This window comes from Duganella sp. GW821-FHT07G03 (assembly GCF_059418605.1).
Map to the genome: position 1 here is coordinate 1 of NZ_JBWKQE010000027.1, position 23,698 is coordinate 23,698.

At 63.5% G+C, this 23,698-nt stretch carries 13 protein-coding genes and 3 pseudogenes; 14 read left to right on the top strand and 2 right to left on the bottom strand.

What is annotated here, in order from left to right:
- Positions 1-352: 352 nt before the first annotated feature.
- From AC07OK_RS26180 to AC07OK_RS26190, 3 genes and pseudogenes are all read left to right on the top strand, one after another.
- Positions 353-1,040 (top strand): annotated as a pseudogene (locus AC07OK_RS26180) (IS3 family transposase); the annotation flags it as partial.
- 216 nt (positions 1,041-1,256) lie between these two features.
- Positions 1,257-3,020, top strand: coding sequence for an RICIN domain-containing protein (locus AC07OK_RS26185; protein WP_494693004.1), 1,764 nt, complete (start codon positions 1,257-1,259; stop codon positions 3,018-3,020).
- Between the two features lie 164 nt (positions 3,021-3,184).
- Positions 3,185-3,682 (top strand): annotated as a pseudogene (locus tag AC07OK_RS26190) (IS66 family transposase); the annotation flags it as partial.
- 175 nt (positions 3,683-3,857) lie between these two features.
- Here the strand turns inward: AC07OK_RS26190 and AC07OK_RS26195 are convergent.
- The gene (locus AC07OK_RS26195; RefSeq protein WP_494693005.1) at positions 3,858-4,055 is read right to left on the bottom strand and encodes a hypothetical protein; all 198 of its coding nucleotides are present in this window, start codon (positions 4,053-4,055) and stop codon (positions 3,858-3,860) included.
- Positions 4,056-4,248: 193 nt separating this feature from the next.
- On the opposite strand from AC07OK_RS26195, the gene AC07OK_RS26200 reads away from it, so the two are divergent.
- From AC07OK_RS26200 to AC07OK_RS26235, 8 genes are all read left to right on the top strand, one after another.
- On the top strand, positions 4,249-6,426 hold the full coding sequence (locus AC07OK_RS26200) for a phosphocholine-specific phospholipase C (RefSeq protein WP_494693006.1): 2,178 nt from the start codon (positions 4,249-4,251) through the stop codon (positions 6,424-6,426).
- A 19-nt stretch (positions 6,427-6,445) separates the two neighbouring features.
- Positions 6,446-7,123: a PEP-CTERM sorting domain-containing protein gene (locus AC07OK_RS26205; protein WP_494693007.1), complete on the top strand. Its 678-nt coding sequence runs from the start codon at positions 6,446-6,448 to the stop codon at positions 7,121-7,123.
- An 82-nt stretch (positions 7,124-7,205) separates the two neighbouring features.
- A complete protein-coding gene (locus AC07OK_RS26210) occupies positions 7,206-7,370 on the top strand; it encodes an IS66 family transposase (protein WP_494693008.1) in 165 nt (54 codons plus the stop codon).
- A 327-nt stretch (positions 7,371-7,697) separates the two neighbouring features.
- Complete coding sequence (locus tag AC07OK_RS26215; RefSeq protein WP_494693009.1) at positions 7,698-8,315, top strand: YdeI/OmpD-associated family protein; 618 nt, start codon at positions 7,698-7,700, stop codon at positions 8,313-8,315.
- A gap of 438 nt (positions 8,316-8,753) precedes the next feature.
- Positions 8,754-9,128: a YajD family HNH nuclease gene (locus AC07OK_RS26220; RefSeq protein WP_332852239.1), complete on the top strand. Its 375-nt coding sequence runs from the start codon at positions 8,754-8,756 to the stop codon at positions 9,126-9,128.
- 82 nt (positions 9,129-9,210) lie between these two features.
- The gene (locus AC07OK_RS26225) at positions 9,211-9,447 is read left to right on the top strand and encodes a hypothetical protein (protein ID WP_494693010.1); all 237 of its coding nucleotides are present in this window, start codon (positions 9,211-9,213) and stop codon (positions 9,445-9,447) included.
- 110 nt (positions 9,448-9,557) lie between these two features.
- Positions 9,558-10,064 (top strand): DUF2199 domain-containing protein, encoded by a 507-nt coding sequence (locus tag AC07OK_RS26230; protein WP_494693011.1) that lies wholly within the window; start codon positions 9,558-9,560, stop codon positions 10,062-10,064.
- Between the two features lie 39 nt (positions 10,065-10,103).
- Positions 10,104-10,406, top strand: a complete 303-nt coding sequence (locus AC07OK_RS26235) for a DUF5076 domain-containing protein (protein ID WP_494693012.1) — start codon at positions 10,104-10,106, stop codon at positions 10,404-10,406.
- A gap of 53 nt (positions 10,407-10,459) precedes the next feature.
- Here the strand turns inward: AC07OK_RS26235 and AC07OK_RS26240 are convergent.
- Positions 10,460-10,801, bottom strand: a pseudogene (locus tag AC07OK_RS26240) (helix-turn-helix domain-containing protein); the annotation flags it as partial.
- A 283-nt stretch (positions 10,802-11,084) separates the two neighbouring features.
- On the opposite strand from AC07OK_RS26240, the gene AC07OK_RS26245 reads away from it, so the two are divergent.
- From AC07OK_RS26245 to AC07OK_RS26255, 3 genes are all read left to right on the top strand, one after another.
- Positions 11,085-15,092 carry a flavin monoamine oxidase family protein gene (locus AC07OK_RS26245; protein ID WP_494693013.1) on the top strand — a complete coding sequence of 1,336 codons (4,008 nt, stop codon included), beginning with the start codon at positions 11,085-11,087 and terminating at the stop codon, positions 15,090-15,092.
- A 168-nt stretch (positions 15,093-15,260) separates the two neighbouring features.
- Positions 15,261-16,508, top strand: coding sequence for an MFS transporter (locus AC07OK_RS26250; protein ID WP_494693014.1), 1,248 nt, complete (start codon positions 15,261-15,263; stop codon positions 16,506-16,508).
- An 84-nt stretch (positions 16,509-16,592) separates the two neighbouring features.
- On the top strand, positions 16,593-23,630 hold the full coding sequence (locus AC07OK_RS26255; protein WP_494693015.1) for a hybrid non-ribosomal peptide synthetase/type I polyketide synthase: 7,038 nt from the start codon (positions 16,593-16,595) through the stop codon (positions 23,628-23,630).
- Positions 23,631-23,698: the final 68 nt, after the last annotated feature.

Genomic DNA, 23,698 nt, shown 5'->3' on the forward strand with positions numbered 1-23,698 from the left:
CTCGCGAGGAATGAAGGTGATATTGTGACAGCTTACCGACGGTTCCGACGCCAGAGACCGATTAAATCAGCGCTTCCTTAGCTCTGCCGTCCTGGCTTTACTCACCACATTGATGGCGTCGGCCGCCATGGCCGACGTTACCTACACTTTCAGCGCCGTCCCGGGGACGACATGGGCTGGGCGGCCTGGGTTTGCGCGGCGTCGCCGCCCGCCGCCGCGCATCCTGAGCACCGCGAGCCTGCCAGGCGCGCCTGCGGGCGCGCTCCTTTTGCATCGGATCTGGCGTCTGCGACACGCCCCGTCCCGAATTCGTTTTTTGGACCCCACGTTGATCCAACACCACGGGCCGCTGCGCCTGTGGCCCGAGTTGGTGGCGCAAGGGCTTGAAACCGGGCGCGATCGGGTCGTCCGCCGGAGACGCGAGTCGGGTCTGCGTTGTAAGCAAAAGCGCAAGTTCAAGATGACGACGCACTTGAAGCACGGCTTCCCGGTTGCCCCGAATCTGTTGAATCAGACGTTCGCGCCGACGCGCCCCAACGCGGCCTCGGTCACCGACATCACGTACATCTCCACGGACGAGAGGTGGTTGTACCTGGCTGCCATCAAAGACGTCTTCATGTGTGAAATGGTGGGATACGCGATGGGTGCGCACATGACGCGGGAACTGACGGCACAGGCTTTGTGGCCAGTCGTGCGTGGCAAGCGGCCGGCGGCCGGCGGCCGGGCTGATACGCCGTTCGGACCGCGGCAGTCAGAACTGCGCGGACGACTATCGAAAATTGCTCGCTCAATTTGGCATGCGGCCGTCCATGTCGCGCAGGGAAAACTGCTGCGACTGCGCGGCGACGAAAAGCTTTTGGGGAATCCTGAAAAACGAGTTGGTTCATCATCAGAAATATGCAACCAGGGGCGACGGCGAATCGGCGATCAAGGAGTACATCGGGATTTTCTACGACCGCCAACGGCGCCACTCGCGCCTTGGCTACGAATCTCCGGCGCGGTTCGCTGAAAGGCTCAGCAGAACCGAGCTGGCTGCTTGAAACGGAAGTGTCCACCATTGACAGCGCACCTTATTCAATACCGTGGCGCTTGCGGCGTTACTGCAAGTTCTCCTGAGCTGGATTTCCTCCTGGTGGAACGGCGAGTCGGTGCAAGCCGGCCCGCCTACTGCTGAGGCGAATCAGTTCAAGCTGGCCCGATAGGCGCGCGCAAAGCCTGCGGCTTCTTCAACCCTCACACCCTCAACTCATTCACTTATGTCATTCATACCAGACCAAGAGAAGTTTTACTACATCATGGCCCAGCACAGCCGCAAAGTGCTTGGCGTGCCCAACGCCAACTCGGGCACCCACGTGGTGCAACAGACCAAGGGCGACGAAATGCAGCATTTGCAGCAGTTCTCGTTTCGGACGGCCGGTATGCGCGATTTTTTCATTCGGCTGCGCAATCCTGATCTGCACCTCCTCGACATCATGGGCGCGTCGCAAGCCAACGGGGCAGTGCTGAGCATTTGCCGCTGGCTTGGCATCTCGGACAACGAGCGATTTCAGTTCATTTCGGGTGGCAATGGTTACTCCTACATCCAGGCCGTGCACAGCGGAAAAATACTGGACGTCCGAGATTATTCGATGGCCGATGACGCGCCGATCATTCAGCAGCGCAAGAACCCGAAGGGTGAAGACCAGAACCAGCTGTTCAAGATGGTGCCGGTGGATGGGCAGCCCAGCAGCACCAGCGGTATGGACTCCCACCCTTATATTGCGGACGAGACGTCGGATCGACTGAAGGATTTAGTGGCGGGCATTGCGGGCAGCGTTCCCGAAGTAGGCTCGGCTTTGAAAGGGCTAGTGTCGTTCCTGTGGCCGTCGGGGCAGCCCGCCATTTTTGCGCAGATGCGCAGCTACGTAGAAGCGCTGATGCGCGAGCTTATTGCCCAGGAGCGGGTGATTGACCTCGACAAGCGCCTGGCCGGTATCTACAGCAACCTGAGTGCCTACCAAACCGCACTTGGCAAGCAGAAAGCGCAGTGGTTCACGGCGGTGCTGGGCAATCTCAACGAGGCCGAGCCGTACTTCCTCGATCAGCGCAACCCTGAAAAGACGATGCCGTATTTTGTGGCCTTGGGCACCATCATGCTCACCATGCTGCGCGAGCAAGTGCTGTTCTACGAGAAGATATATGGCGAACCCGACCAGTCGCGGGTAGTAAACCTGGCGCTGTTTCGCCGCAAGCTGAATGATTACCTGGCGGCCAGCCGCCTCAGCCGGGTTAAGGCCATGGACTGGCGCTTGGGAAAGCTCAGCGTCGTTCATGCCGAGAGCACGACTGTTGGCATCGTCGGCCCTTCCACTAACCACATCTACACTGCGCGCGATGCCCTAACGGGTTGGGTGTCGCGAAGCTACCAGTACAACACCCTGACCGGAGGTACTCGCGACGCCGAAGATCGGGCCAACAGCGACATGGCTGCCCGTAAGCTGGTCCTTGAAGCCCAGTTCGGCATCGAGCTGGATGCGTTTCTGACGCCTTCGTACCTTTGGAAGTACCTCGACCCGGACGAAAAAACCAAGTCTACCCGCACGAAGGTGCTGTTCACGAGCGGCCCGTACGCTGGTCGCAAGCACCAAGCTTTTGCCGACGTGCCGAGCGCCCCGATTACTCGCATCAAAGTGCACGCCGGCGACCGGCTCGACGGGGTGGAACTGTTTTACGGAGGCGTGTCTGCCGGGCTACACGGCCATGTGGGCGGCACGATGCACGCAGACGTGACCCTGGAGCCGGACGAAATGGTGGTGGCCGCCTACGGCACCCAAGGCGAGGTGATGCACTCGCTTTGGTTTGAAACGAACCGTGGCCGCCTCCTCGGCGCTGGCGACACCATCGTTTACAACAACATTCACCCTTGGAGCGCCGACCCGCCCGAAAGCGAGCGCCCCGCGCTCACGCACATCTCGGGCTACGCGGGGACAGGCCACATCGACGGCCTGACCATGCACTGGGAATACTGGCGCCAGGAATAGGCCGGTTGCGGCGTGGCCGCTCGCTCAGCGTAAGCAAGGGGCGATGGCCACACATAGCTGGATAGACCGAGCCGCCCCGCTGCTTTCAATGCTGCGCGCGCGGCGGTAGTGCCGGCAAGCCACTTAGCGGCCGGCCATCGCCCGGGCATAGTGGTAGTTGCGAGCGCGCCCGCCCAAGCAGTTTCAAACAGGCGCTGCGCGCGCTGCTGCGGCCACTGGTGGACGCCATTGGACGGCACGTGCTGGCGGCAGCAAAGCTGCATGCCGACGACACACCGATCCCCGTGCTGGCGCCGGGCAACGGCAAGACCAAGACCGCGCGCCTGTGGACCTATGTCCGCGATGACCGACCAGCCGGCGACATCACGCCGCCAGCCGTCTGGTTTGCCTACACGGCGGATCGCAAGGGCATCCATCCGCAAACGCACCTGGCCAAGTTCGGGGGCGTGCTGCAAGCCGACGCCTACGCCGGCTTCAACGCATTGTTCGAAGACGGCACGATCCGCGAAGCGGCCTGCTGGGGACACGCGCGGCGCAAATTCCACGACCTGTACGCGGCGCGACCAACCCCGCTGACCACCGAGGCGCTGCGCCGCATCGCCGAACTTTATCTGATCGAGGCCGATATCCGGGGTAAACCTCGCGACGAACATATCGCCGATCATCCCGTCAACCGGGTTGATGATTTCTTGCCTTGGAACTGCAAGCTGCCAGCAGCCCTTTAAGATGACGCGCCTTCCCAGCGGAGTGATGCCGTCATCGATTCATTTTCTACGGCACTCAAGACGGCGCTCAGCGGATGCTTACTCCAGGACTTCAATGTGCCGAACGGATGTTCTACTGTACGTCGCCGCACGCGGGCTGTATCTCGTCGGGCGGCAAGTCAAATTCCATCGCATCTTGCAACCTCAGGTCAGCAACCTGCCACACCGCGTCGTGGACTGCGTCATCGGTATAGGCGTCGCGGCCCAGTTCGCGAAAGCCGCGAATGCCGGTGCATGGGTTGGGGCGGCTCGCCAGGCCGGCGTTGCGCACATAGTAGCCTGGCCAGAATTGTTACCGAAACAAGTGAAGTGCTGTCAATTGCATGCCATGTCATCAACATTTCATCATTGTTACGTAAGCTGCGGGCTTGCACGACTTCAGTTTTCATGTTTCCCCGACAATCGACCTGGATCAATCAAATGCATATTTCCAAATTCGCGCGCGCCCGCACGCAGGTGCAGGCATGAGCCGACGTGACTTCCTCCGCAAAATGGGCAAGTCGGCCGGCGCAAGTGCCGTGCTTGCGACCTTTCCACCGTCCATCCAAAAGGCGCTGGCACTCCCCGCCAACCAGCGCACTCGTAGCCTGCAGGATGTTGAGCATATCGTCGTGCTGACGCAGGAGAACCGCAGTTTCGACCATTACTTTGGCACCCTGGAAGGGGTAAGGGGATTCGGTGATCCCTTTCCGATTCCGGTGATGGACCGGCAAAATCTCTTCAATCGCAAATCAGTGTTCGTGCAGCGCTCTGTCGGCGGGGCGCCGGTGCCTGGCCGGCCCAACTGGCCCCAGGGCAGCGCCATCGCGCCGTTCCGGCTCAACACGGTGCAGGACTTTCCCGTCATGCGCGTGGCCGGGACGCCGCATGCCTGGCTTGACGCCCAGCTGGCGTGGGACCAAGGACGTATGAATGACTGGTGCACGGTCAAGCAGAACCGCGCGATGGGCTATTACGCTGACGCCGACATTCCCTTCCAGTTCGCGCTCGCGCGTGCCTTTACCATCTGCGACCACTATCACTGCGCAACCCAGACCGGTACCAACACCAACCGGCTGTTCCTGTTCAGCGGCCACAACGATCCCCTGGCGGCTGCCGGCGGCCCATCGACTGACAACAGCCGCGACGACTTCAATCCGGACATGTCCACCGACTACTTGTGGACCACCTATCCGGAGCGACTCGAAGCGGCGGGTATCAGCTGGCAGGTTTACCAGAACATGGCGGACAACTTCACCGATAACTCGCTGGCGGGATTCCGCTCTTTCCGCAACGCGTGGTATCGCCGGCCGGGCTATTCGCAATCGCTGCGCGATCGCGGCACCACGACGCGCGACATCGACCTGCTCAAGGCCGACGTGCTTGCCAACCGCCTGCCGCAGGTCAGCTGGGTCGTCGCCACAGCCGAAGGCTCCGAACACCCGGGTCCCTCAAGTCCTGCGTCGGGCGCCGACTACATCGCGCGCGTGCTGGACGCCCTGACCGCCAATCCTGAGAGCTGGAGCAAGACGGTCCTGATCATCAACTTCGACGAGAATGACGGCTTCTTCGACCACATGCCACCGCCGGCGGTCCCTGCGTACACGAGTTACGGCAGCAATCCGGCGCAGTCGCAGCTCGCCGGTGCGTCGACCGTCGACACAACCGGCGAGTATCATCACGTGCTCAACGGCGCCGATGCACGTACGCTCCATCGCCCCTACGGTCTGGGGCCGCGCGTTCCGATGTATGTCATCTCCCCGTGGACCAAGGGCGGCTGGGTGAATTCGCAGGTCTTCGACCACACATCGGTGGTGCGTTTCATCGAGGCGCGTTTCGGTGTGCGCGAGCCGCTGATCAGCCCATGGCGCCGTGCGGTGAGCGGCAACCTGCTGTCCTGTTTCGACTTCGCAAACCCGAACGACAACGGCTTCACGCAACTGCTGCCGGAAACGGCTGCGCGGCGTTCGATGGCGCTGAGCCTGCCAAACACCAAGGTCCCCGCAACGCCGACCACCCTGACGGCGCCCGTCCAAGCTGCCGGCGTGCGTCCGGCACGCGCACTGCCCTACGAACTCCAGGTGCAGGCACAGGTGCCGGCCGGAGGCGGCCAGGTGGAGCTCAGATTCGACAACCTGGGCGAAGCCGGGGCGGTGTTTCATGTGTACGACCGCCTGGCGTTGGAGCAGGTCCCGCGCCGCTATACGGTCGAACCTGGCAAACAGCTGACGGGCCGCTGGAGCACCGCATCCGCCTACGATCTCTGGGTACTGGGACCGAACGGCTTTCATCGCCACATCGTTGGGGACGTGCGCGGTGACGGCAACGCTGCATGGCCGGAAATCATCCTGCGCGCCGAACGCAGCGCTGGCGAGCTGGTCATTGACCTGCTCAACAATGGCGCACAGCCATGCACCTTCTTACTCACTGCCAACAAGTATTACGCGAACAAGCCGTTGGAAGTGCGCGTCGTCGCACGTTCGAGGAGCGCCGTCCGGCTTCCCCTGGCATCGAGTTCCAACTGGTACGACTACAGCCTGCGTGTGGCTGGCTTGCCGGGCTGGATGCGCCGCTTCGCCGGCCATCTGGAAAACGGCTTGCCGTCTATCAGTGACCCTGCGATGCGCGGGGCAGCGCAACTTGACCAGTACCGCGTCATTTGATTTTTATAAGGAGCTTCTCATGAAGTGCAGATTTTTCGTTGCCGCGGCCTTGTTCGCCGTGGCGTGTAGTGGCAAGGCTGATGTCATCTACGGTCATAACCTCATTGTCAACGGCGATGCCGAAGCAGGCGTGAGCGGCTGGACCGGCTACCCGGGTTACAACATGGTCCAGTCGGTGGACTATGGCAACAACTGGGTGCTTCCCACCCAGCCTGGCCCGGTCGATCGCGGAACCAAGATGTTCGCCGGCCTCGGGCAGTATGCTGTGGGCACTCAGACCCTGGACTTCGGCGTGGCGACCGCCCGGAACAGTTCCTATTCCCTGAGCGGATGGCTCGGCGGCTGGACCAGCCAGGGCGATAACGCACTGTTCTTTGTGCAGTTTCTCGATGCGGGGAACAATGAGATAGGAAACGCCTCGATCGGTCCCGTCACCCCGCAAGATCGCGGCAACCAGACAGGCCTGTACTACCGGGAGTCCGTGGGAATCATGCCTGCTGGCACCAGCAAGCTGTCGTTCTGGCTGTCGATGGAGCGTCTCGCTTCGAACGACAACGATGGCTACGCGGATAACCTGTCCTTCATCGCGCGGGATAATACCAGCCCGGTACCGGAACCGGGCATGGCGTCGATGTTCTTGCTCGGTCTGGGCATGTTGGTCGGGGCGCTCCGCCGCAATACGCTCGGCGCGGTCTGACGCTCTGTCGATCAGCGGCAGGGGAGAGGTGCACCGCCACCTCCGCCCACAGTACCCCTGCCGTCCGTGCTAGACGGTGACGGTGGCGCCGATCCCTCCGGCCATCATCGACGGCGGCATGGCCGCCACCGGCCTGCTGGCGTGGATCGCCGCCTGCAAATACCTTGACCACTTGCCGCTGTACCGGATCGAGCAGATCGCCGCTCGCCAGGGCGCGACACTGGCCCGCTCGACGTTGGCCGAGTAGATCGGTTGCATCGGCGTAGCCCTGCAGCCGCTGGCTGACCGGCTCGCCGAACTGCTGCGACGGCAGGTATGGCCGCGATCCATTCGCGAGGAGATCCCTTTGAGAGAGATCGCCAGGTGGTTGTGCATCTCCAGAAACACCATCCGGCGCTAGCGCTCGGAAACCATAGAGCAAGCCTACGCCGAGCGGCGCTCGACCCGCGCCATCGGGTGACAATTTGCGTTTTTTTCATATGGACAAGCTGTTATGCTGCCCCCGTAGACCACGTCCGGCCAGGAACTGACGGCTAGATCCGGCAGTCTGACTAAAAAATATCGGAGTGATTCAATGGCCGAAGATGTTGAGATGATGCTGTTCCCATCCCAGGGAGCGTTTGCGCATTGGCTTGCAGCCCATCACGACGGCTCTGACGGGGTGTGGCTGCAGCACTCGAAAAAGGGAGCCCCGGTCCCTAGCGTAAGCTATCAAGAGGCATTGGAAGTTGCGCTGTGCTTCGGCTGGATTGACGGCCAGAAGCGTTCGCTCGACGCCCATCACTATTTGCAGCGCTGGACACCGCGTCGCCCGCGCAGTCTATGGTCCAAGGTCAACCGCGAGAAGGTGCTTAGGTATATTGAGGAAGGTAAGATGCAGCCGAGCGGCCTGGCTGAAATCGAGCGAGCGAAAAAAGATGGTCGATGGGATGCAGCATACGAATCGGCTAGCATGGCGAGCGTGCCGCCCGAACTTCAAGCTGCATTCGCTGACCACCCCGGGGCAGCCGAATTTTTCGCCACTCTCAACTCGCAAAACCGCTATGCAGTGTTGTTCAGGGTGCAGACAGCAATAAAGCCTGAGACCAAACTACGCAAGGCGCAGGAGTATGCAGCCATGCTGGCTCGGCATGAGACGCTTCATCCCGTCATGGCGAAGAAGCGGAGCAAGGCCGACGAGGACGCGACATAAGCGTAAGAGGGCGATTCATCGCGAAGACGAACTCAAGCGGCCAAGTGCAGGCATTATTGAGGTAAGCAGGGCGTTGACGGCCATTTGTCACAGCGGTATTCTTAGTAACATATATTTTATTAATTAATCAACATGCAAATTGCAACGATTATTGGTTTGGCAGGTACGGTAACATGTGCAGGTCTCTTCATTAAACAAAAGAACTGGTTGCTCGCTACCGCTTTTGTTTTTTCTACGGTGTATCTGATATTGGATAAGGTAATTCACATTCCGGTGGTGCCATATTTTTTGGTTCCTTGGTTTGCGTACTTGTTTTTTGCTCTTGTGGCGTATGAGATTTTTCGAACGGTTGTTCTCAAGTAGGTTCATGTCGACTGTGGATTCAATCGGTCAGCGCAACACATCGGTCAACATGTAACAGCAATGGAAGGAATAAGCATGACAGTTGGGAAAAAACCGGACGCCGCGCGGCTGGATAAAATTGTGGCCGACGCACGGCGCGCGGCCGACCAGCGCGAGCTGGGCTATCGCGAGCGTTCGCTGAAAATGTATCCGTGGGTGTGTGGGCGCTGCATGCGCGAATTTACGCATACCAATGTGTCGCAGCTTACGGTGCACCATCGTGACCACAATCACGACAACAATCCGCCTGATGGCAGCAACTGGGAATTGCTGTGCCTTTACTGCCACGATAACGAACACTCGCGTTATCTTGAGGCCGATCGGGGACTTAGTCTGAAGTCGGCCGAGGTCGCGCCCGCAACGCATAATCCGTTTGCCTCCTTGGCCGGCCTGATGAAAAAGAAAGAATAACGGTAGGGTGGACCAGAAGCCAGGCCCTGCAACCGGCCAGCAGCAGACCATCGTTAGCAATTAGAGAAATAGTGGGTGAGATATGAAGTATAGCGTTAGGGCACTGTCCGTTGATTTAACTGTCGAACCTCATGCCTTCACAGCACCGCGTGATGAAATAATTGATACTGCAACGAATCGAATTTTCGCAGATTGTGCAACAATTCGGGATGTGGAAATTGCCTACGAGGACTTCTGGAATTATCTCAATGGCGATGAAGAGGTTCACGACGCGACCTCTAAGGTTAAAGTGCTGTCCGTCACACCACTTCACAGCTAACGGCGGACTCCGGCCAGAAGCCGCCGCTCAAATTTCTGCCGCCTCGTTGCTATCCATGCAACCACGTGGCAAGGTGATGGATTGTCCAAAATTAAAAAAGTAAGTCTGAAATGTTCTCTTTTAAATGCGCTTCATGTGACGAGGTTCACGAAGGAATGCCAAGCTTTGGTGCGCATGCGCCGTTGTCCTATTACGAGGTTCCCCAAGAAGAGCGAGAAGAGCGATGTGACTTGGGTAGTGATGATTGCGTAGTAGACGGGGAGTTTTTTTTCGTTCGTGGATGTATAGAAATTCCGGTCATAGGTGAAACCGAGCCCTTTAGCTGGGGTGTCTGGGTTTCACTCAGCGAGGCCAATTTTTCCGAGTGGATAAAGTGCTATGACTTGGATAAACGCTCACATGCAGGCCCTTTTTTGGGCTGGCTCAATGCCTGGCTAAAACCTTATCCGGACACAGTAAGCCTCAAGACGATGGTCCATATAAGGGACAATGGAATTCGACCTTACATCGAACTTCAACCCACGGACCATCCGCTGGCTGTAGAGCAACGAAACGGAATTACCATCGAACGAGTCGCTGAACTCTATGCTCTCATGATGCACCCCGTCGACAAGTAACGGCCAGCAGCAGCCATTGATTTTTTTAAGGTAGATTTGATGAATGAACGTCCCGTACCTAAAGCCGCATTGAGAGACCCCGCTGCGGTAGAAATGCTACGTGTATGGGTAGCAGAGCAACAGCTGCATTGCTCATTGAAGATCGGTATGTACCGAGATGGAATGGGCGTCGATGAAGAGTTGGCTTGGGGGACGATACTTGCAGACGCGGCCAGGCATATTGTGAGGGCTCTGCACCCCGAAGATGAAAAAGAACAAGGCGCGGCACTTTCGAAAATTCGTCTCAGGTTAAACGAAGAGCTGAGCGTGCCGACTTCCGAAATCAGTGGTGGCTTTGTATAACTGGCTCGATTCGGATGCCCGCAAGGTGTTCGTTTGCTGGCCGGATTGACCCTCTCAGTTTGACCCGCCCTCCAGGTCCTCGCGAACGCCGCGACCCTGTCGTAAGACCCCTCGAACCCCAATTCTTTTAGGTCCTCATGGATCTGTTTCAGCGTGCGCCGCTGCTTGCGCGAGCGCGCCGCCTCGGTCTTGAGGAGCGCGGAAAGCTGGAACGCGTATTTGTCGATGGCGCGGGTCGAGCGCCGCTCAGCGTAGGCTGGCTCTATGGTTTCCGAGCGCAGGTAGCGTCGGACGGTGTTTCTGGAGATGCCCAAACGCCTGGCGATCTCTCTCAATGGGATCTGCTCGCGAATGTGCCAGCGTCGAATAATGCCTAGTAACGCCACGTTGATCACTCCGATACCCCGCTCATTGTCATGAGCAGGATTGTGTCTTAAACGTGGGGCAGTTCCGATTGCAAATTATGCGGCAAAGTGGGTCAAATTTCGCTGCAAATCAACAGCCTTGTAAATCAGGGGTTTATGGCGTTTTTTTTGCGTCCCGCGCCCAGCTGCTAATGAAAAACAAACTGTTCCATTATTACAATTCGTGAGATTCTGCCGCACGATACGGTCCATACTGGTTCGGCTCCATCCCCCTCCGGCACCTCGTGTAAACATTCCACTTCACAGGACCATCATGAGCTATCTTACTTTTAAAACCGGCGCAGCCTCGGCGCCAGGCCGCGTGAATTCCCTGCGCTCGGCCTATTCGTCGTGGTTGCTGGCCAATCACGGCCATACCTATCGCGCAACCGTTGACCAGCAGTTGAAGCAGGCCAGCAATAAAAAATTGCTCAAGGCCGCGTCGCGCCCGGCCGGCGTCGCCGAGCCGCTCACGGTCGGCATCGTCGGCGGCGGCTTCGCCGGTCTGTTCTCCGGGCTGATATTGCAATCGCTGGGCATCGAATGCGAGGTGTTCGAGAGCTCCGACCGGGTCGGCGGCCGTATCCACACCTGGTATTCGTCCGACTACGACCCCGCCCATGAGGACACGTCCGGCCTCTACGGCGAAATGGGCGGCATGCGCCTGCCGCAGTTTTCCGCCGACATGCTGCCGGTGCAGCAGCTTGCGCTGGCGGTCAACGCGGTGCTGGAGCGTCACGGCCTGGACGAGCAGAAGGTTTTCTGGCGCAAGTTCTACTACAATTCGCCGGTCCAGCGCATGCGCTTCAATAATATGAAAGCGCCCATCCTCAGCAAGGATGCCGATCTCAACACGCTGAATTTCGACGTCGACAACGGCGGCGACGTGCCACAGGTCTGGATGACCCCGAAGACCGGCAAGGATGGTCTCTACCTGCCGGTCAACATGGTGATGGGCCAGGTCAACGCCGACTTCATGGCCGCCATCACCGCCTCCTTCCCCGACGGCTTCGCGATGCTGATGCAGTACGACCAGTACTCCATGTGGGATTACCTGACCACCGTCTTCACGCTCGGCGATATGGGCGAGTACTACGATCCGGCGATGGGCGCCAAGAGCGATCTGCTGCCGTGGTCGATCGCCAGCTATCTGGAAACCACCTCGGTCGGCACCGGCATGTTCTCGGTGTCGTTCGTGGAGATGGTGATCGCCAACTACGACTGGGGCGGCAGCAAGAATCCCTACGACGCCAAGGACAGCAATGTGTACATGCTGACGGTGGAGCAGGGCATGCAGCGCTTCCCCGACGCCTGCCGCAGGGTGCTCGACATGGCGGCCGGTGTGCGCGAGGAAGACGGCAACAGCGCGCTGGTGCGGGTGGGATTGAAGCAGGACGCCAACGGCCGGTACACCTATGCGCCGGACAATCTGACGCCCGACGCGCAGCCGCCCGGCAGTGTCGCACCGGTCGCCGCGCCGGCATCGCTGGCGCGGCCAGCGGCGCCGCAGGAAAAGCAGCGCGTGTTCCTGAAACATAAAGTCGTCGAGCTCTCGCACGACCCCGCGCTGTTCGATGGCGACGGTGGCATGAAGGTCAAGGTGCGCAAGTTGCAAGGCCCGTTCGACGAGCATGACCAGCCGCTGCGCAAGCGCGAACAGCCGGGCGACGAATTCATCGACAAGCATTATCGCTATGTGATCACCACGCTGCCGAATGGCGCGTATCTGAACGGCGAATTCAAGACCAACCTGCTCAACAATATTTCCTTCGACAAGGCCCAAGCGATCCGTGAGAGCCAATTCATGCCGTCGTTTAAAGCCTTCCTGACCTTCAAGACGCAGTTCTGGGCCGAGCTCGGCAAGCGCCAGGACAAGGGCCTGGGCGCGGCGTCGACCGATCACGCCAACCGCCAGATCATCTATCCGTCCTATGGCTACGACGGCAAGCAAGGCGTGCTGCAAGTCTATTGCTGGGCGCAGGACGCGCGCAAGCTCGGCGCGCTGGACGACGAGGCGCGCGTGGCCGAATGCCTGAAGGGCATCGCCCATCTGTACCCGGAAGTCGACATCGCGGCCCAATTCGCCGGCTACCACGACGGCAAGACCACCAAGACCTGGTTCTGGGACGAGAAGTCGGGCGGCGGCGCGTTTGCGCTGTTCAATCCGGGCCAGTTCAAAAACATCTATCCTGCGTTGCTCACACCGGAATTCGGCGGCCACCTCAACTTCGCCGGCGAATGCTGTTCGGTGCATCACGGCTGGATCGTCGGCGCGCTCGATTCGGCCTACAACGCCGTCTACCACGTGCTGCAGCACGCCGGCCGCCACGATGCGATCGCCCAGCTGCACAAGACCTGGGGCGTCGACGAGGCGCCCGATATCGAGCAGGACGAAGTCACCGCCAACCAGATGGAATACCAGTACGCCTACAACCTGGCCGACCGCGATCCCGCGTGGCCGGCCCAAGGCGCGGCGGACAGCATCTACCCGTCCGGGCAGAAGGTATTCGAAGGCAGCGTGCCGGCCTTCATCCGCGACTTCGCCAAGGCGCCGCAATCGATGAAGGGCACGGCCAAGGACCGGCAAGTGTTGCGGATGCTGGGCGATCTGTGGGACGACAACGTGGCGCGGCGCGCGGCCGCGCAGGCGGCTCAGCCGGCGCCGGCTGCGCCGCAAGACGACGCGGTGGCGATGCTCGAAGCGCTCTACTACGGACAGAATTTCCAGACCATTCCGGCGCCGGCCTTCTGGCTCAAGGACGACGATGAATTCGCCCGCCAGCAGCTGGCTGGCTTCATGCCCACACTGCTGGCCGCGGTGAGCGAAAAAGACGTGCGCCAGCTGATCGAAAGCGCCAACATCCTGCACCCGGACCTGCTCGGGCCGTTGGCGCAGATCCGCTACGTGGCCGACTATCGCCGCTACCTGTCCGCCTGCACCACCATACCGAGCGGCTACTATCTGCCCAAGCCGATCGTGTTCTACAGCGTCAATGGCCAGGGCGACCTGACGCCGGTGGCGATCCAGCTTGAGGATAAGGGCGAGCTGTTCACGCCCGGCATGCCGAACGCGCAGAACGCCTGGCTGCTGGCCAAGATGCTGACCAATTGCGCCGGCCAGACCTTGCATGACGTGGGCTTCCATCAGCTGCTCACGCACCAGATCTGCGCCATGGTCTCGATCGCCCTGTTCTCCGAGGAGGTGTTCAATCCGGACGTCAATCCCGGTTCCAGTGCAGCGTTCCAGCAGCACCCGGTGTTCAAGCTGCTGCAGCCGCACCTGAGCAAGGCGTTGGAGTTTCAGCAGACCATCTACAATAGCGCGTTCGATCCGGACGCACTGTCCTTCCCGCAGACGCGCACCGTCAACGGCAAGCCCGGCGTGTACAACATCGGCTTCGTCTACGACCAGATTTTCTCCTGCGGCCGGATCGGCAATTACCAGTTGCAGGACCGGATCTACGGCGACCCGGCGTTCCGCTTCCTTGACCTGGCCATCCCCAAGGATGCCCGCAAGCGCGGCGTGCACGAAACGCCGTTCTCCTACGCCTATGTGCACGACGCCACGCTGTGGTACGACGCGATTGCGGCGTTCGCTTCTCAGTTTGTGGACACCGTCTATGCCGGCGGCGACAGCGCGGTGGCCGCCGACAGTCAGTTGCAGCGCTTCTTCGGCAAGCTGATCCCGGCCTTCAATTACCGCGACGGCGGAACACCGGCGCAACGCTTCCCCGACGAGGTGCTCACCACGGCCACGCTGAAAGAGGTGCTGGCGATGTTCATCTGGCAGTTTTCGGTGCAGCATACGGTGATCAACGATGGCGCCTACAATCAGGCCGCCTTCGTGCCGAACGCCTCGACGCTGATGTACGCGCCGCCAGCGGCCGATTCCTCGAGCTGGACCGCGGGCGACGTGCTGGCCTGTCTGCCGGACCCCGGCGTCATCTATCCGGCGCTGGGCAAGATGAACTTCATGGACATCCAGATCAACGCGTCGGTGACGGGACAGGGGCCGTACGCCGAAACCATCCTGGGCCGCAACACACTGGCGCCGGCAATCGACATCGTGCAGGATACCTATGCCTTCAGCGAGCCTGCCTTGCGCGAGGCGGTATTCAACTTCTACCAAGCCGCCAACAAAGTGGGGGCGGCGATCAAGCTGCGCCAGGCCAGGGACACTGCGCGTTATCTGTCGCTGCATCCGAACGCGCAGGCGATACCTGAAACCGTCGTCTTTAACCTGATCGAACCGGGCAACGTGATGAACACCATACAAACCTGAGCGCAGCCATGAAAAACGGCGGCAGGCGACGATGGTTGCCTGCCGCCGTTTTACGTCGGCGCCGGCAAACTGCGCAGTGACGCCATGCGTTTCGCCAAGGTATAATGCCGCGCTCGCCCGGTTCGGTCCGCCGCGACACCACCCGACGCGCATCCTTCCTGACTCCCCATGCCTGCTTCGCTTCCCCGTATTCTCCCGGACGACACCTCCGCCGTGCCGCCGTCCGCCTTGGCCCCTCTGAAGCATGTGGCGTTCCGCATGTTGTGGTGCGCCTGGCTGACCGCCAATGTCTGCATGTGGATGAACGACGTGGCCATCGCCTGGATGATGAGCTCGCTCACCGCGTCGCCGGTCATGGTGGCGCTGGTACAGACCGCGTCGACCTTGCCGGTTTTCCTGCTCGGCTTGCCCTGCGGCGCCTTGGCCGACATGGTGGACCGGCGCCGCTACCTGATCCTCACCCAGTGCTGGGTGGCGGCGGTGGCGTTGCTGCTGTGGCTGGCGGTCCTGTCCGGGATGAGCTCGCCTGCGTTGCTGTTGGGGCTGACCTTCGCCAACGGCATCGGCCTGGCCATGCGCTGGCCGGTGTTTGCCGCCATCGTGCCGGATCTGGTGCCGCGCGCCCAATTGCCGGCGGCGCTCGCGCTCAACGGCGTATCGATGAACGCCTCGCGCATCATTGGTCCGTTGGTGGCCGGCGCGCTGATCGCCAGTGCCGGCACGGCCTGGGTGTTTGCGCTCAACGCCGTCCTGTCGACGCTGGCCGCGCTGCTCATCATGCGCTGGCGCCATGCCCAGGGGCCCGTGCCGGCGAGCCAGCAGCGCTTGTTCGCCGCCATGCTTGACGGCGTCCGTTACGCCCTGCGGTCCGCGCCATTGAAGGCGGTACTGCTGCGCATCTTCCTGTTCTTCTTTCACTCGACCGCCTTGCTGGCGCTGTTGCCGCTGGTGGCGCGTCACTTTCAAGATGGCAGCACTGGAACCTTCACCATTCTGCTGGCCTGCATGGGGGGCGGCACGGTGCTGGCGGCGCTGTTCCTGCCGCGCTGGCGCCTATCCATGTCGCGTGAGATGCTAGCGCTGCGCGGCGCCATGGTGTTCTCGGCCGCGATGTGCGGCGTGGCGGTTTCCACCCATGCTTATTTTGCCGCGCCCATCATGTTTGTGGCGGGCATGGCATGGATCGCGACCGCCAACGCCTTGATCGTGTCGGTGCAGCTGGCCTTGCCCGACTGGGTGCGGGCGCGCGGCATGGCGATGTACCAGATGGCCATCATGGGCGCGAGCGCGGCCGGCGCCGCCTTGTGGGGCCAGGTCGCCGCGCTCGGCGGCCTGAAAACCAGTCTGGTCTGCGCGGCCGTCTCGGGCGCGGCGGCCATGTTGTTGGTGCACCGGCTGCGCGCTGGTCGCACCTGACATTTTAGGCCACAGGCCCCCCGGCGCCACGCGGCGCGCCGGCTCTCCGACATCGATACCATCTATCAGGAAGTTTCCCTCCCCATGAGCAATAGCATCTACGACAACACCGCAGCGCCGGTTGTGGCGACCCCATCACGCGGCCAGCGCGCCATGTGGTTCTTGTGGAATTTGAATCCCGACGGCGCCGAGTACGGCCTGCCGATGGCATGGACCATCCGCAGCCCGCTCGACGTCGCCGCGCTCGAAGCGGCCCTGCACGAGCTGGTCCAGCGCCACGCCGTGCTGCGCACCAGCTACGCCGCGCCGCACGGCGACATGGTGCAGCTGATCCATCCGCAGGGACGCGCCGGCTTCCAGCAGATCGATGCCGCCGGATGGGACGCGCAGCGGCTGCACGCGCGGCTGACCGAGGCGGCGCATCTGCCGTTCGACCTGAAGAACGGCCCGTTGTTCCGCTGCCACCTGTTCACCCGCGGCGACAACGAGCACGTGCTGCTGTTCAACAGCCACCACATCGCGACGGACACCTGGTCCCTGATCATCATGATGGACGAGCTGGGCGTGCTGTATCGCGACCGCGTTGCCGGGCAAGCCTCCGCGCCGGCGCCGGACGGGCTGTCGTACACCGACTACGTCGCATGGCAAAGCGATCTGCTGGCGTCGCCGCGCGGCGACGAGCACTGGACCTATTGGCAAGCGCAACTTGCCGGTCCGGCCCACCTGGACCTGCCGACCGACCGTCCCCGCCCGCCGGTCCAGCGCCACGCCGGCGCCGGCCACGCGTTCCAGCTGAGCGAAGAACTGACCCGGCAAGTGCGCGCCCTGGCCAGGCAGGAGGATGTGACGTTCTACACCGTGCTGCTGGCGGCGTTCTACGCGCTGCTGTACCGCTACACCGGGCAGGACGACCTGGCCGTCGGCTCGCCGCGCTTCGGCCGGCCGCCACAGGGCTACGAGCGCGCCGTCGGCTACTTCGCCAGTCCGTGCGCGCTGCGCGTCCATCTGGCCGGGGACACCCCGTTCGCCCAGTTCCTGCACCAGGTGCGGGAGGTGCTGGTCGGCGCCAAGGATCACCAGGATTTCCCTTTCCCACTGCTGGTGGAGCGCCTGGGCCTGCCGCGCGATCTGAGCCGCAGCCCGGTGTTCCAGGTCGCCTTCACCTACCAGAAATCGCAGCTGTCCCACATGCAGGGCGTGGCGGCGGCGCGCATGGGCCTGGCCGGCGCCAGCCTGGACCTGTCGGGCCTGCGGCTCGACTCCTATCCGCTGGAGCTGCGCAGCGTCAAGTTCGACCTCGACTTCGTGGTGGAGGAGGTGGACGGCTCGCTGCGCGGCGTGTGCTGGTACAACACCGATCTGTGGGACGCGGACAGCGTCGCCTATCTGGTCGAGCATTTCCAGACCCTGCTGCTGGGCGCCACCCACGCGCCCCAGCTCGCGCTGGACCGGCTGCCGATGCTGACCGAGCGCGAACAGCGCATCCGCGCCGAACACAACGCCACCGACGCGCCGTTCCCGCAAATCTGCGCCCATCGCTGGTTCGAACAGTGGGCGGCGCGCACGCCGTCGGCGCCGGCGCTGCGTTACGGCGACGACAGCATGTCCTATGAGGCGCTCAACCGGCGCGCCAACCGCCTGGCGCATCACTTGCGCGGACTGGGCCTGCAGCGCGGGCAACTGGTCGGCCTGAGCATGGAGCGCGGACAGCCCGAGCTGGTGGTCGGCGTGCTGGCGATACTAAAAGCCGGCGGCGCCTACCTGCCGCTCGATCCCGAGTATCCGCAAGACCGGCTGGCCTACATGCTGGAGGACGCCGGCGTTTCCTTGCTGCTGACCCAGGAAGCGCTGCGCGCGCGCCTGCCGGCCAGCGCCGCGCGGCTGGTGTGCGTCGACACCGACCTGGCCGGCATGGCCGATGCGCCGGACGACAATCCGCAGGCCAGTCCGGCGCCGACCGACCTGGCCTATGTGATCTACACCTCGGGCTCGACCGGACGCCCCAAAGGCGTGATGCTGGAACACCAGGGCCTGTCGAATCTGGCGCAGGCCATGATAGACGGCTTCCAGGTGGCGCCGGAGAGCCGGGTGCTGCAGTTCGCCTCGTTCAGCTTCGACGCCTCGGTCAGCGAGGTCTTCATGACGCTGTGTGCCGGCGCCAGCCTGTGCCTGGCGCCGAAAATGGACTTGATACCGGGCGCCGCGCTGGTGCATACCATCAACCGGCACGGCGTCTCGGTGGTCACGCTGCCGCCGTCGGTGCTGGCGCTGCTGCAACCGGCCGACCTGCCGACGCTGAAGACGGTGATCACGGCGGGCGAGGCCTGCGGCCTGGAACTGGTCAGGCGCTGGAGCGCCGCGGTCCGCTTCATCAACGCTTATGGCCCGACCGAGGCCACGGTGTGCGCGACGATGACGGTGCTGGCGCCGCAGACGCAGTGCGTGAGCATCGGCCGGCCGCTGGCCAACACCCGGCTGTACGTGCTGGACCCGCTGCTGCAGCCGGTGCCGCGCGGCGTCGCCGGCGAGCTGTATATCGCCGGCGTCGGCCTGGCGCGCGGCTATCTCGGCCGTCCCGACCTGACCGCCGAGCGCTTTGTCGCCAACCCGTTCGGCTCCCCCGGCGAACGCATGTACAAGACCGGCGACCTGGCCCGCTATCTGCCGGACGGCAGCCTGGAGTTCCTGGGCCGCCTCGACCACCAGGTCAAGATACGCGGCTTCCGCATCGAACTGGGCGAGCTCGAAGCCGTCATCGGCGAGCATGTCGCCATCCGCGACACGCTGGTGCTGGCGCGGCGCGAAGCGAACAACGACCAGCGCCTGGTGGCCTACGTGATCGCCCGCGACGGCGCGGTCGTCAGCGGCGCCGACCTGCGCGCCCACATGCAGGGCAAGCTGCCGGACTTCATGGTGCCGGCTGCATTCCAATTCCTCGACGCCTGGCCGATGACGCCCAACGGCAAGATCGACCGGCGCGCGCTGCCGGCGCCCGCCGGCCGCTCCGCCGACGCCGGCATCGCGCCGCCGCGCGACCAGCTGGAGCAGCAGATCGCCGCCATCTGGCAAGCGGTGCTGAACCTGACGGCGGTCGGCATCGACGACAGCTTCTTCGACGTCGGCGGCCATTCGATGAGCATCGTCGAGGTCGAGGTGCTGCTGGAGGAGAAGCTGGGCCTGACGGTGCCGACCATGGACCTGTTCCGCTTCCCGACCATCCGCGCGCTGGCCAATCACCTGCGCACCGCGCTGAGCCACGGGCAGGACCTGGACGCGCAGTCGCGCGAACATCTGCATGCCGTGCCGTCCGGCGCGCCGGCCGGCACCGACATCGCCATCATCGGCATGGCTGGCAAGTTTCCCGGCGCAGCCAACGTGGCGGAGTTCTGGCGCAATTTGCGCGCCGGCGCCGAGTCCATCACGGAGCTGACGGACCAGCAGTTGCTCGACGCGGGCGTGGACCCGCAACTGCTGCGCGAGCCGCGCTACGTCAAACGCAAGGGCGTCCTGGACGACGTGGCCTGTTTCGACGCGCCGTTCTTCGGCTATCCGCCGCGCGAGGCGCAGCTGATGGATCCGCAGCAGCGCCTGTTCCTGGAACTGGGCTGGCAGGCGCTGGAGCACGCCGGCTACGGCGGCGGCGCCGATTGCGGCCGCGTCGGCGTGATCGGCGGTGTCGGGCGGGCAGGGTATCTGCAGCATTTCCTCGACGTCCGTCCCGAGTCCGCCGCCGAACTGTTCCAGACCACCATCCTGAACGAGAAGGATTTCCTGTCCACCCGCCTGGCCCACAAGCTCAACCTGCGCGGCCCCGCGCTCACGGTGCAGACCGCGTGTTCGACCTCGCTGGTGGCGGTGCACCTGGCGTGCCAGCAGCTGCTGCAGGGAGACAGCGACATCATGCTGGCCGGCGGCGTGTCGATCGAGGTGCCGCACGCGACCGGCTATCTCTACCAGGAAGGCCACATCCTGTCGCCGGACGGCCGCTGCCGGGCGTTCGACGCCGGCGCCGGCGGCACGGTGCGCGGCAGCGGCGGCGCGCTGGTCGTGCTCAAGCGCCTGAGCGACGCCCAGCGCGATGGCGACACCGTCTGGGCCGTGATCAAGGGCTCGGCCATCAACAACGACGGCAACGGCAAGGTCGGCTTCACCGCGCCCAGCGTGGACGGGCAGGCCGACGTGATCGGCCAGGCGCTGCGCCGCGCCGGCGTCGATGCGCGCAGCATCGGCTTGGTCGAGGCGCATGGCACCGCCACGCCGCTGGGTGATCCGATCGAGGTCGCCGCGCTGACCCAGGCCTATCGCCGCTACACGGACGAGCGCGAATATTGTCTGCTCGGCTCGGCCAAGGCCCATGTCGGCCACCTCGACACGGCGGCCGGCGTCACCGGCTTGATCAAGGCGGCGCTGTCGCTGCACCACGGCGAAGTGCCGGCCATGCCGCATTTCCAGTCGCCCAATCCCAAGCTGGACCTGGCGCGCAGCCCGTTCCGCATCAACACCGCGCTGGCGTCCTGGCCGGTGTCGGACCTGCCGCGCCGCGCGGCGGTGAGCTCGTTTGGCATAGGCGGCACCAACGCCCACCTCATCCTGGAGCAGGCGCCGCTGGCCCCGCCCACGGCGGCCGGGCTGCCGCAGCAGTTGTTGACGTTGTCGGCGAAGTCGGCCACGGCGCTGGAAGCGATGAGCCGCAATCTGGCGGACTACCTGCGCGCGCATCCGGCGGCCGACCTGGCCGATGTCGCCTACACGCTGCAAGCCGGGCGCGCGCCGCTGCCGCATCGGCGCGCCGTGGTGGGCGCCGATGCGGCCAGCGCGGCGGCGGCGCTGGCGGCCACGTCCGCGCAGCCGGTGCCGGTGGCGATGGCGGACGGCGCCGCGCGGGTGACCTTCTTGTTCCCTGGCCAAGGTCTGCAACAAGTCAACATGGGGCGCGGCCTGTATGCGTCGCTGCCCGAGTTCCGTGCCGAGGTCGACGCCTGCGCCGAGTTGCTGTGGCCGGCGCTGGGTCTCGATCTGCGCACGCTGCTGTATCCGGCGCCGGAGGCCGAGCAGGACGCCGCGCGGCAGCTGGCGCAGACGGCGATCACGCAGCCGGCCATGTTCGTGGTCGAGTATGCGCTGGCCCGCCAGCTGATGCATTGGGGCGTGCGTCCGCACGCCATGATGGGACACAGCCTGGGTGAATACGTGGTGGCCTGCCTGGCCGGCGTCATGTCGCTGCCCGACGCGCTCCAGCTGGTCGCCGCGCGCGGCCAGCTGGTGCAGGGCCTGCCCGCCGGCGCCATGCTGGCGGTCGAGGCCAGCGTTGAACAGCTGCAGCCCTTGCTCGGCGCCGGGGTGGACCTGGCGGTGGTCAACGGCCCGCGTGCCTGCGTGCTGGCCGGGACGATGGAGGCGATCGCCGCACTATCGGCTCCGCTGGAGCAGGCCGGCTTGCGCAGCAAGCGCGTGCCGACCTCGCATGCCTTCCATTCCGCCATGCTCGACCCCATCCTGGAGCAATTCAGGGCGAGGTTGGCTGAAGTGGCGCTGCACGCGCCGCAGATTCCGTACATCACCAACGTGACGGGAGCGTGGGTGACGGCCGAGCAGGCCACCAGCGCCGACCATTGGGTACGGCATATGCGCCAGACCGTGTGCTTCGCCCAAGGGCTGGAGTTGTTGCTGGAGACGCCGGACGGCATCTATCTGGAAACCGGTCCGGGGCAGACCTTCAGCGCCATCCTGCAGCGCCACTCCAACAAGCAGAACGTGCGCTTTGCCGGTCCGACGCTGGCCGGCGCGACGCAGCCGTCGGACTGTGCGGCCTTGCTGGCCAGCCTGGGGCAGCTCTGGTGCAACGGTGTCGCGCCCGATTGGCGGCGCTTGCACGAGCACGCGGCGCGGCGCCGCATCGCCTTGCCGGTGTATCCGTTCGATCGCTATCGCTACTGGCCCGAGGCGCGCGAGGCCACGACGTCGTCCGCCACCCGCTTCGCGGCCGTGACGCGCGTTGAAGCGGCGTCCGCGCCGACGCCGCAGGCTACGCCCGCGCGCCGGCTCGCGCCGCGCGATGCGTTCGAGCTGGAAGTGGGCAAGGTGTTCGCGGAGATATTGGGCGTGGACGAGCTCGCGCTTGACGACAATTTCTTCGACCTCGGCGGCAGCTCCCTGTCGTCCCTGAACGTCATCCTGCGCCTGGAGCGGAGCTTTGATTGCAGCTTGTCCAGCGCAGTCCTGCTGGAGCACCCGACGGTCGAAAGCCTGGCCCAGGCGCTGCGTTCCGGCAGCGCGGCCGGCGCTTCACGCCTGGTCGGCATGCGCACCGGCGGCAGCCGCGCGCCGCTGTTCTGCATCCATCCGTACGGCGGCCACACCATGGGCTATGTCGAGCTGACGCGCTGCCTTGGCGCCGATCAGCCGGTGTACGGCGTCCAGGCCCGTGGCTTGCAGGGCGAGGAGGCGCCGCTGGACAACATCGAGGACATGGCTGCGGACTACATCGCCTTGATCAAGTCGCGGCAAGCGGCCGGGCCCTACCATCTGGCAGGGCATTCGATGGGCGGATGCATCGCGTATGAGATGGCGCGGCAGTTGCGCCAGGCCGGCGACGAGGTCGCGCTGCTGGCGCTGATCGACTCGCGCGCGCAGAACGCCAGCGCGCAGCCGCTGTACCGCAACGGTGCGTATGGCCAGCTGGCCGGCGCGGACTGGCTGCACGACGATGTAGTGCTGCTCGGCATTCTGCTGCCGCGCCTGCCCATGGATTGGGACCAGCTGCGCGGCGTGGCGGCGCCGGAGCAGTGGTCGCATGTGCTGGAGGCGGCCACGCGGCAGGGACTGCTGCCGCCGGAGGCCGGGGCAGGGCAGGTGCGGCAGATGCTGGCCGTGGCCCAGGCCAACGATACCGCGCTGCGCGCTTACCAGCCGCCGCTCGGTGATACGCCAGTCTTGCTGTTTTGCGGCACCGAGGGTTTCGCCCAACAATTTGGCGAACCCGAGCTTGGCTGGCGCGAGCTGGTCGCGGACGGGCTGGAGGTCGTGACGATTCCGGGAACCCACCACACCGTCATGGCGGGTGTGGGCGTGGCGGCGATCGCCGAACGCCTGACGGCGGCCTTGCGCGGGAGTCGGTACTGATCGATCACGGCGGACCTGCGCGCATACAACTTTATGACGCCTTGCTCTGCCGGATCGCATAAAATTGT

Coding starts and splice junctions, on each gene's coding strand:
- AC07OK_RS26250 (WP_494693014.1), top strand. CDS start 15,261: ATGCCTGCTTCGCTTCCCCGTATTCTCCCGGACGACACCTCCGCCGTG.
- AC07OK_RS26245 (WP_494693013.1), top strand. CDS start 11,085: ATGAGCTATCTTACTTTTAAAACCGGCGCAGCCTCGGCGCCAGGCCGC.
- AC07OK_RS26205 (WP_494693007.1), top strand. CDS start 6,446: ATGAAGTGCAGATTTTTCGTTGCCGCGGCCTTGTTCGCCGTGGCGTGT.
- AC07OK_RS26255 (WP_494693015.1), top strand. CDS start 16,593: ATGAGCAATAGCATCTACGACAACACCGCAGCGCCGGTTGTGGCGACC.
- AC07OK_RS26215 (WP_494693009.1), top strand. CDS start 7,698: ATGGCCGAAGATGTTGAGATGATGCTGTTCCCATCCCAGGGAGCGTTT.
- AC07OK_RS26220 (WP_332852239.1), top strand. CDS start 8,754: ATGACAGTTGGGAAAAAACCGGACGCCGCGCGGCTGGATAAAATTGTG.
- AC07OK_RS26185 (WP_494693004.1), top strand. CDS start 1,257: ATGTCATTCATACCAGACCAAGAGAAGTTTTACTACATCATGGCCCAG.
- AC07OK_RS26235 (WP_494693012.1), top strand. CDS start 10,104: ATGAATGAACGTCCCGTACCTAAAGCCGCATTGAGAGACCCCGCTGCG.
- AC07OK_RS26200 (WP_494693006.1), top strand. CDS start 4,249: ATGAGCCGACGTGACTTCCTCCGCAAAATGGGCAAGTCGGCCGGCGCA.
- AC07OK_RS26230 (WP_494693011.1), top strand. CDS start 9,558: ATGTTCTCTTTTAAATGCGCTTCATGTGACGAGGTTCACGAAGGAATG.
- AC07OK_RS26225 (WP_494693010.1), top strand. CDS start 9,211: ATGAAGTATAGCGTTAGGGCACTGTCCGTTGATTTAACTGTCGAACCT.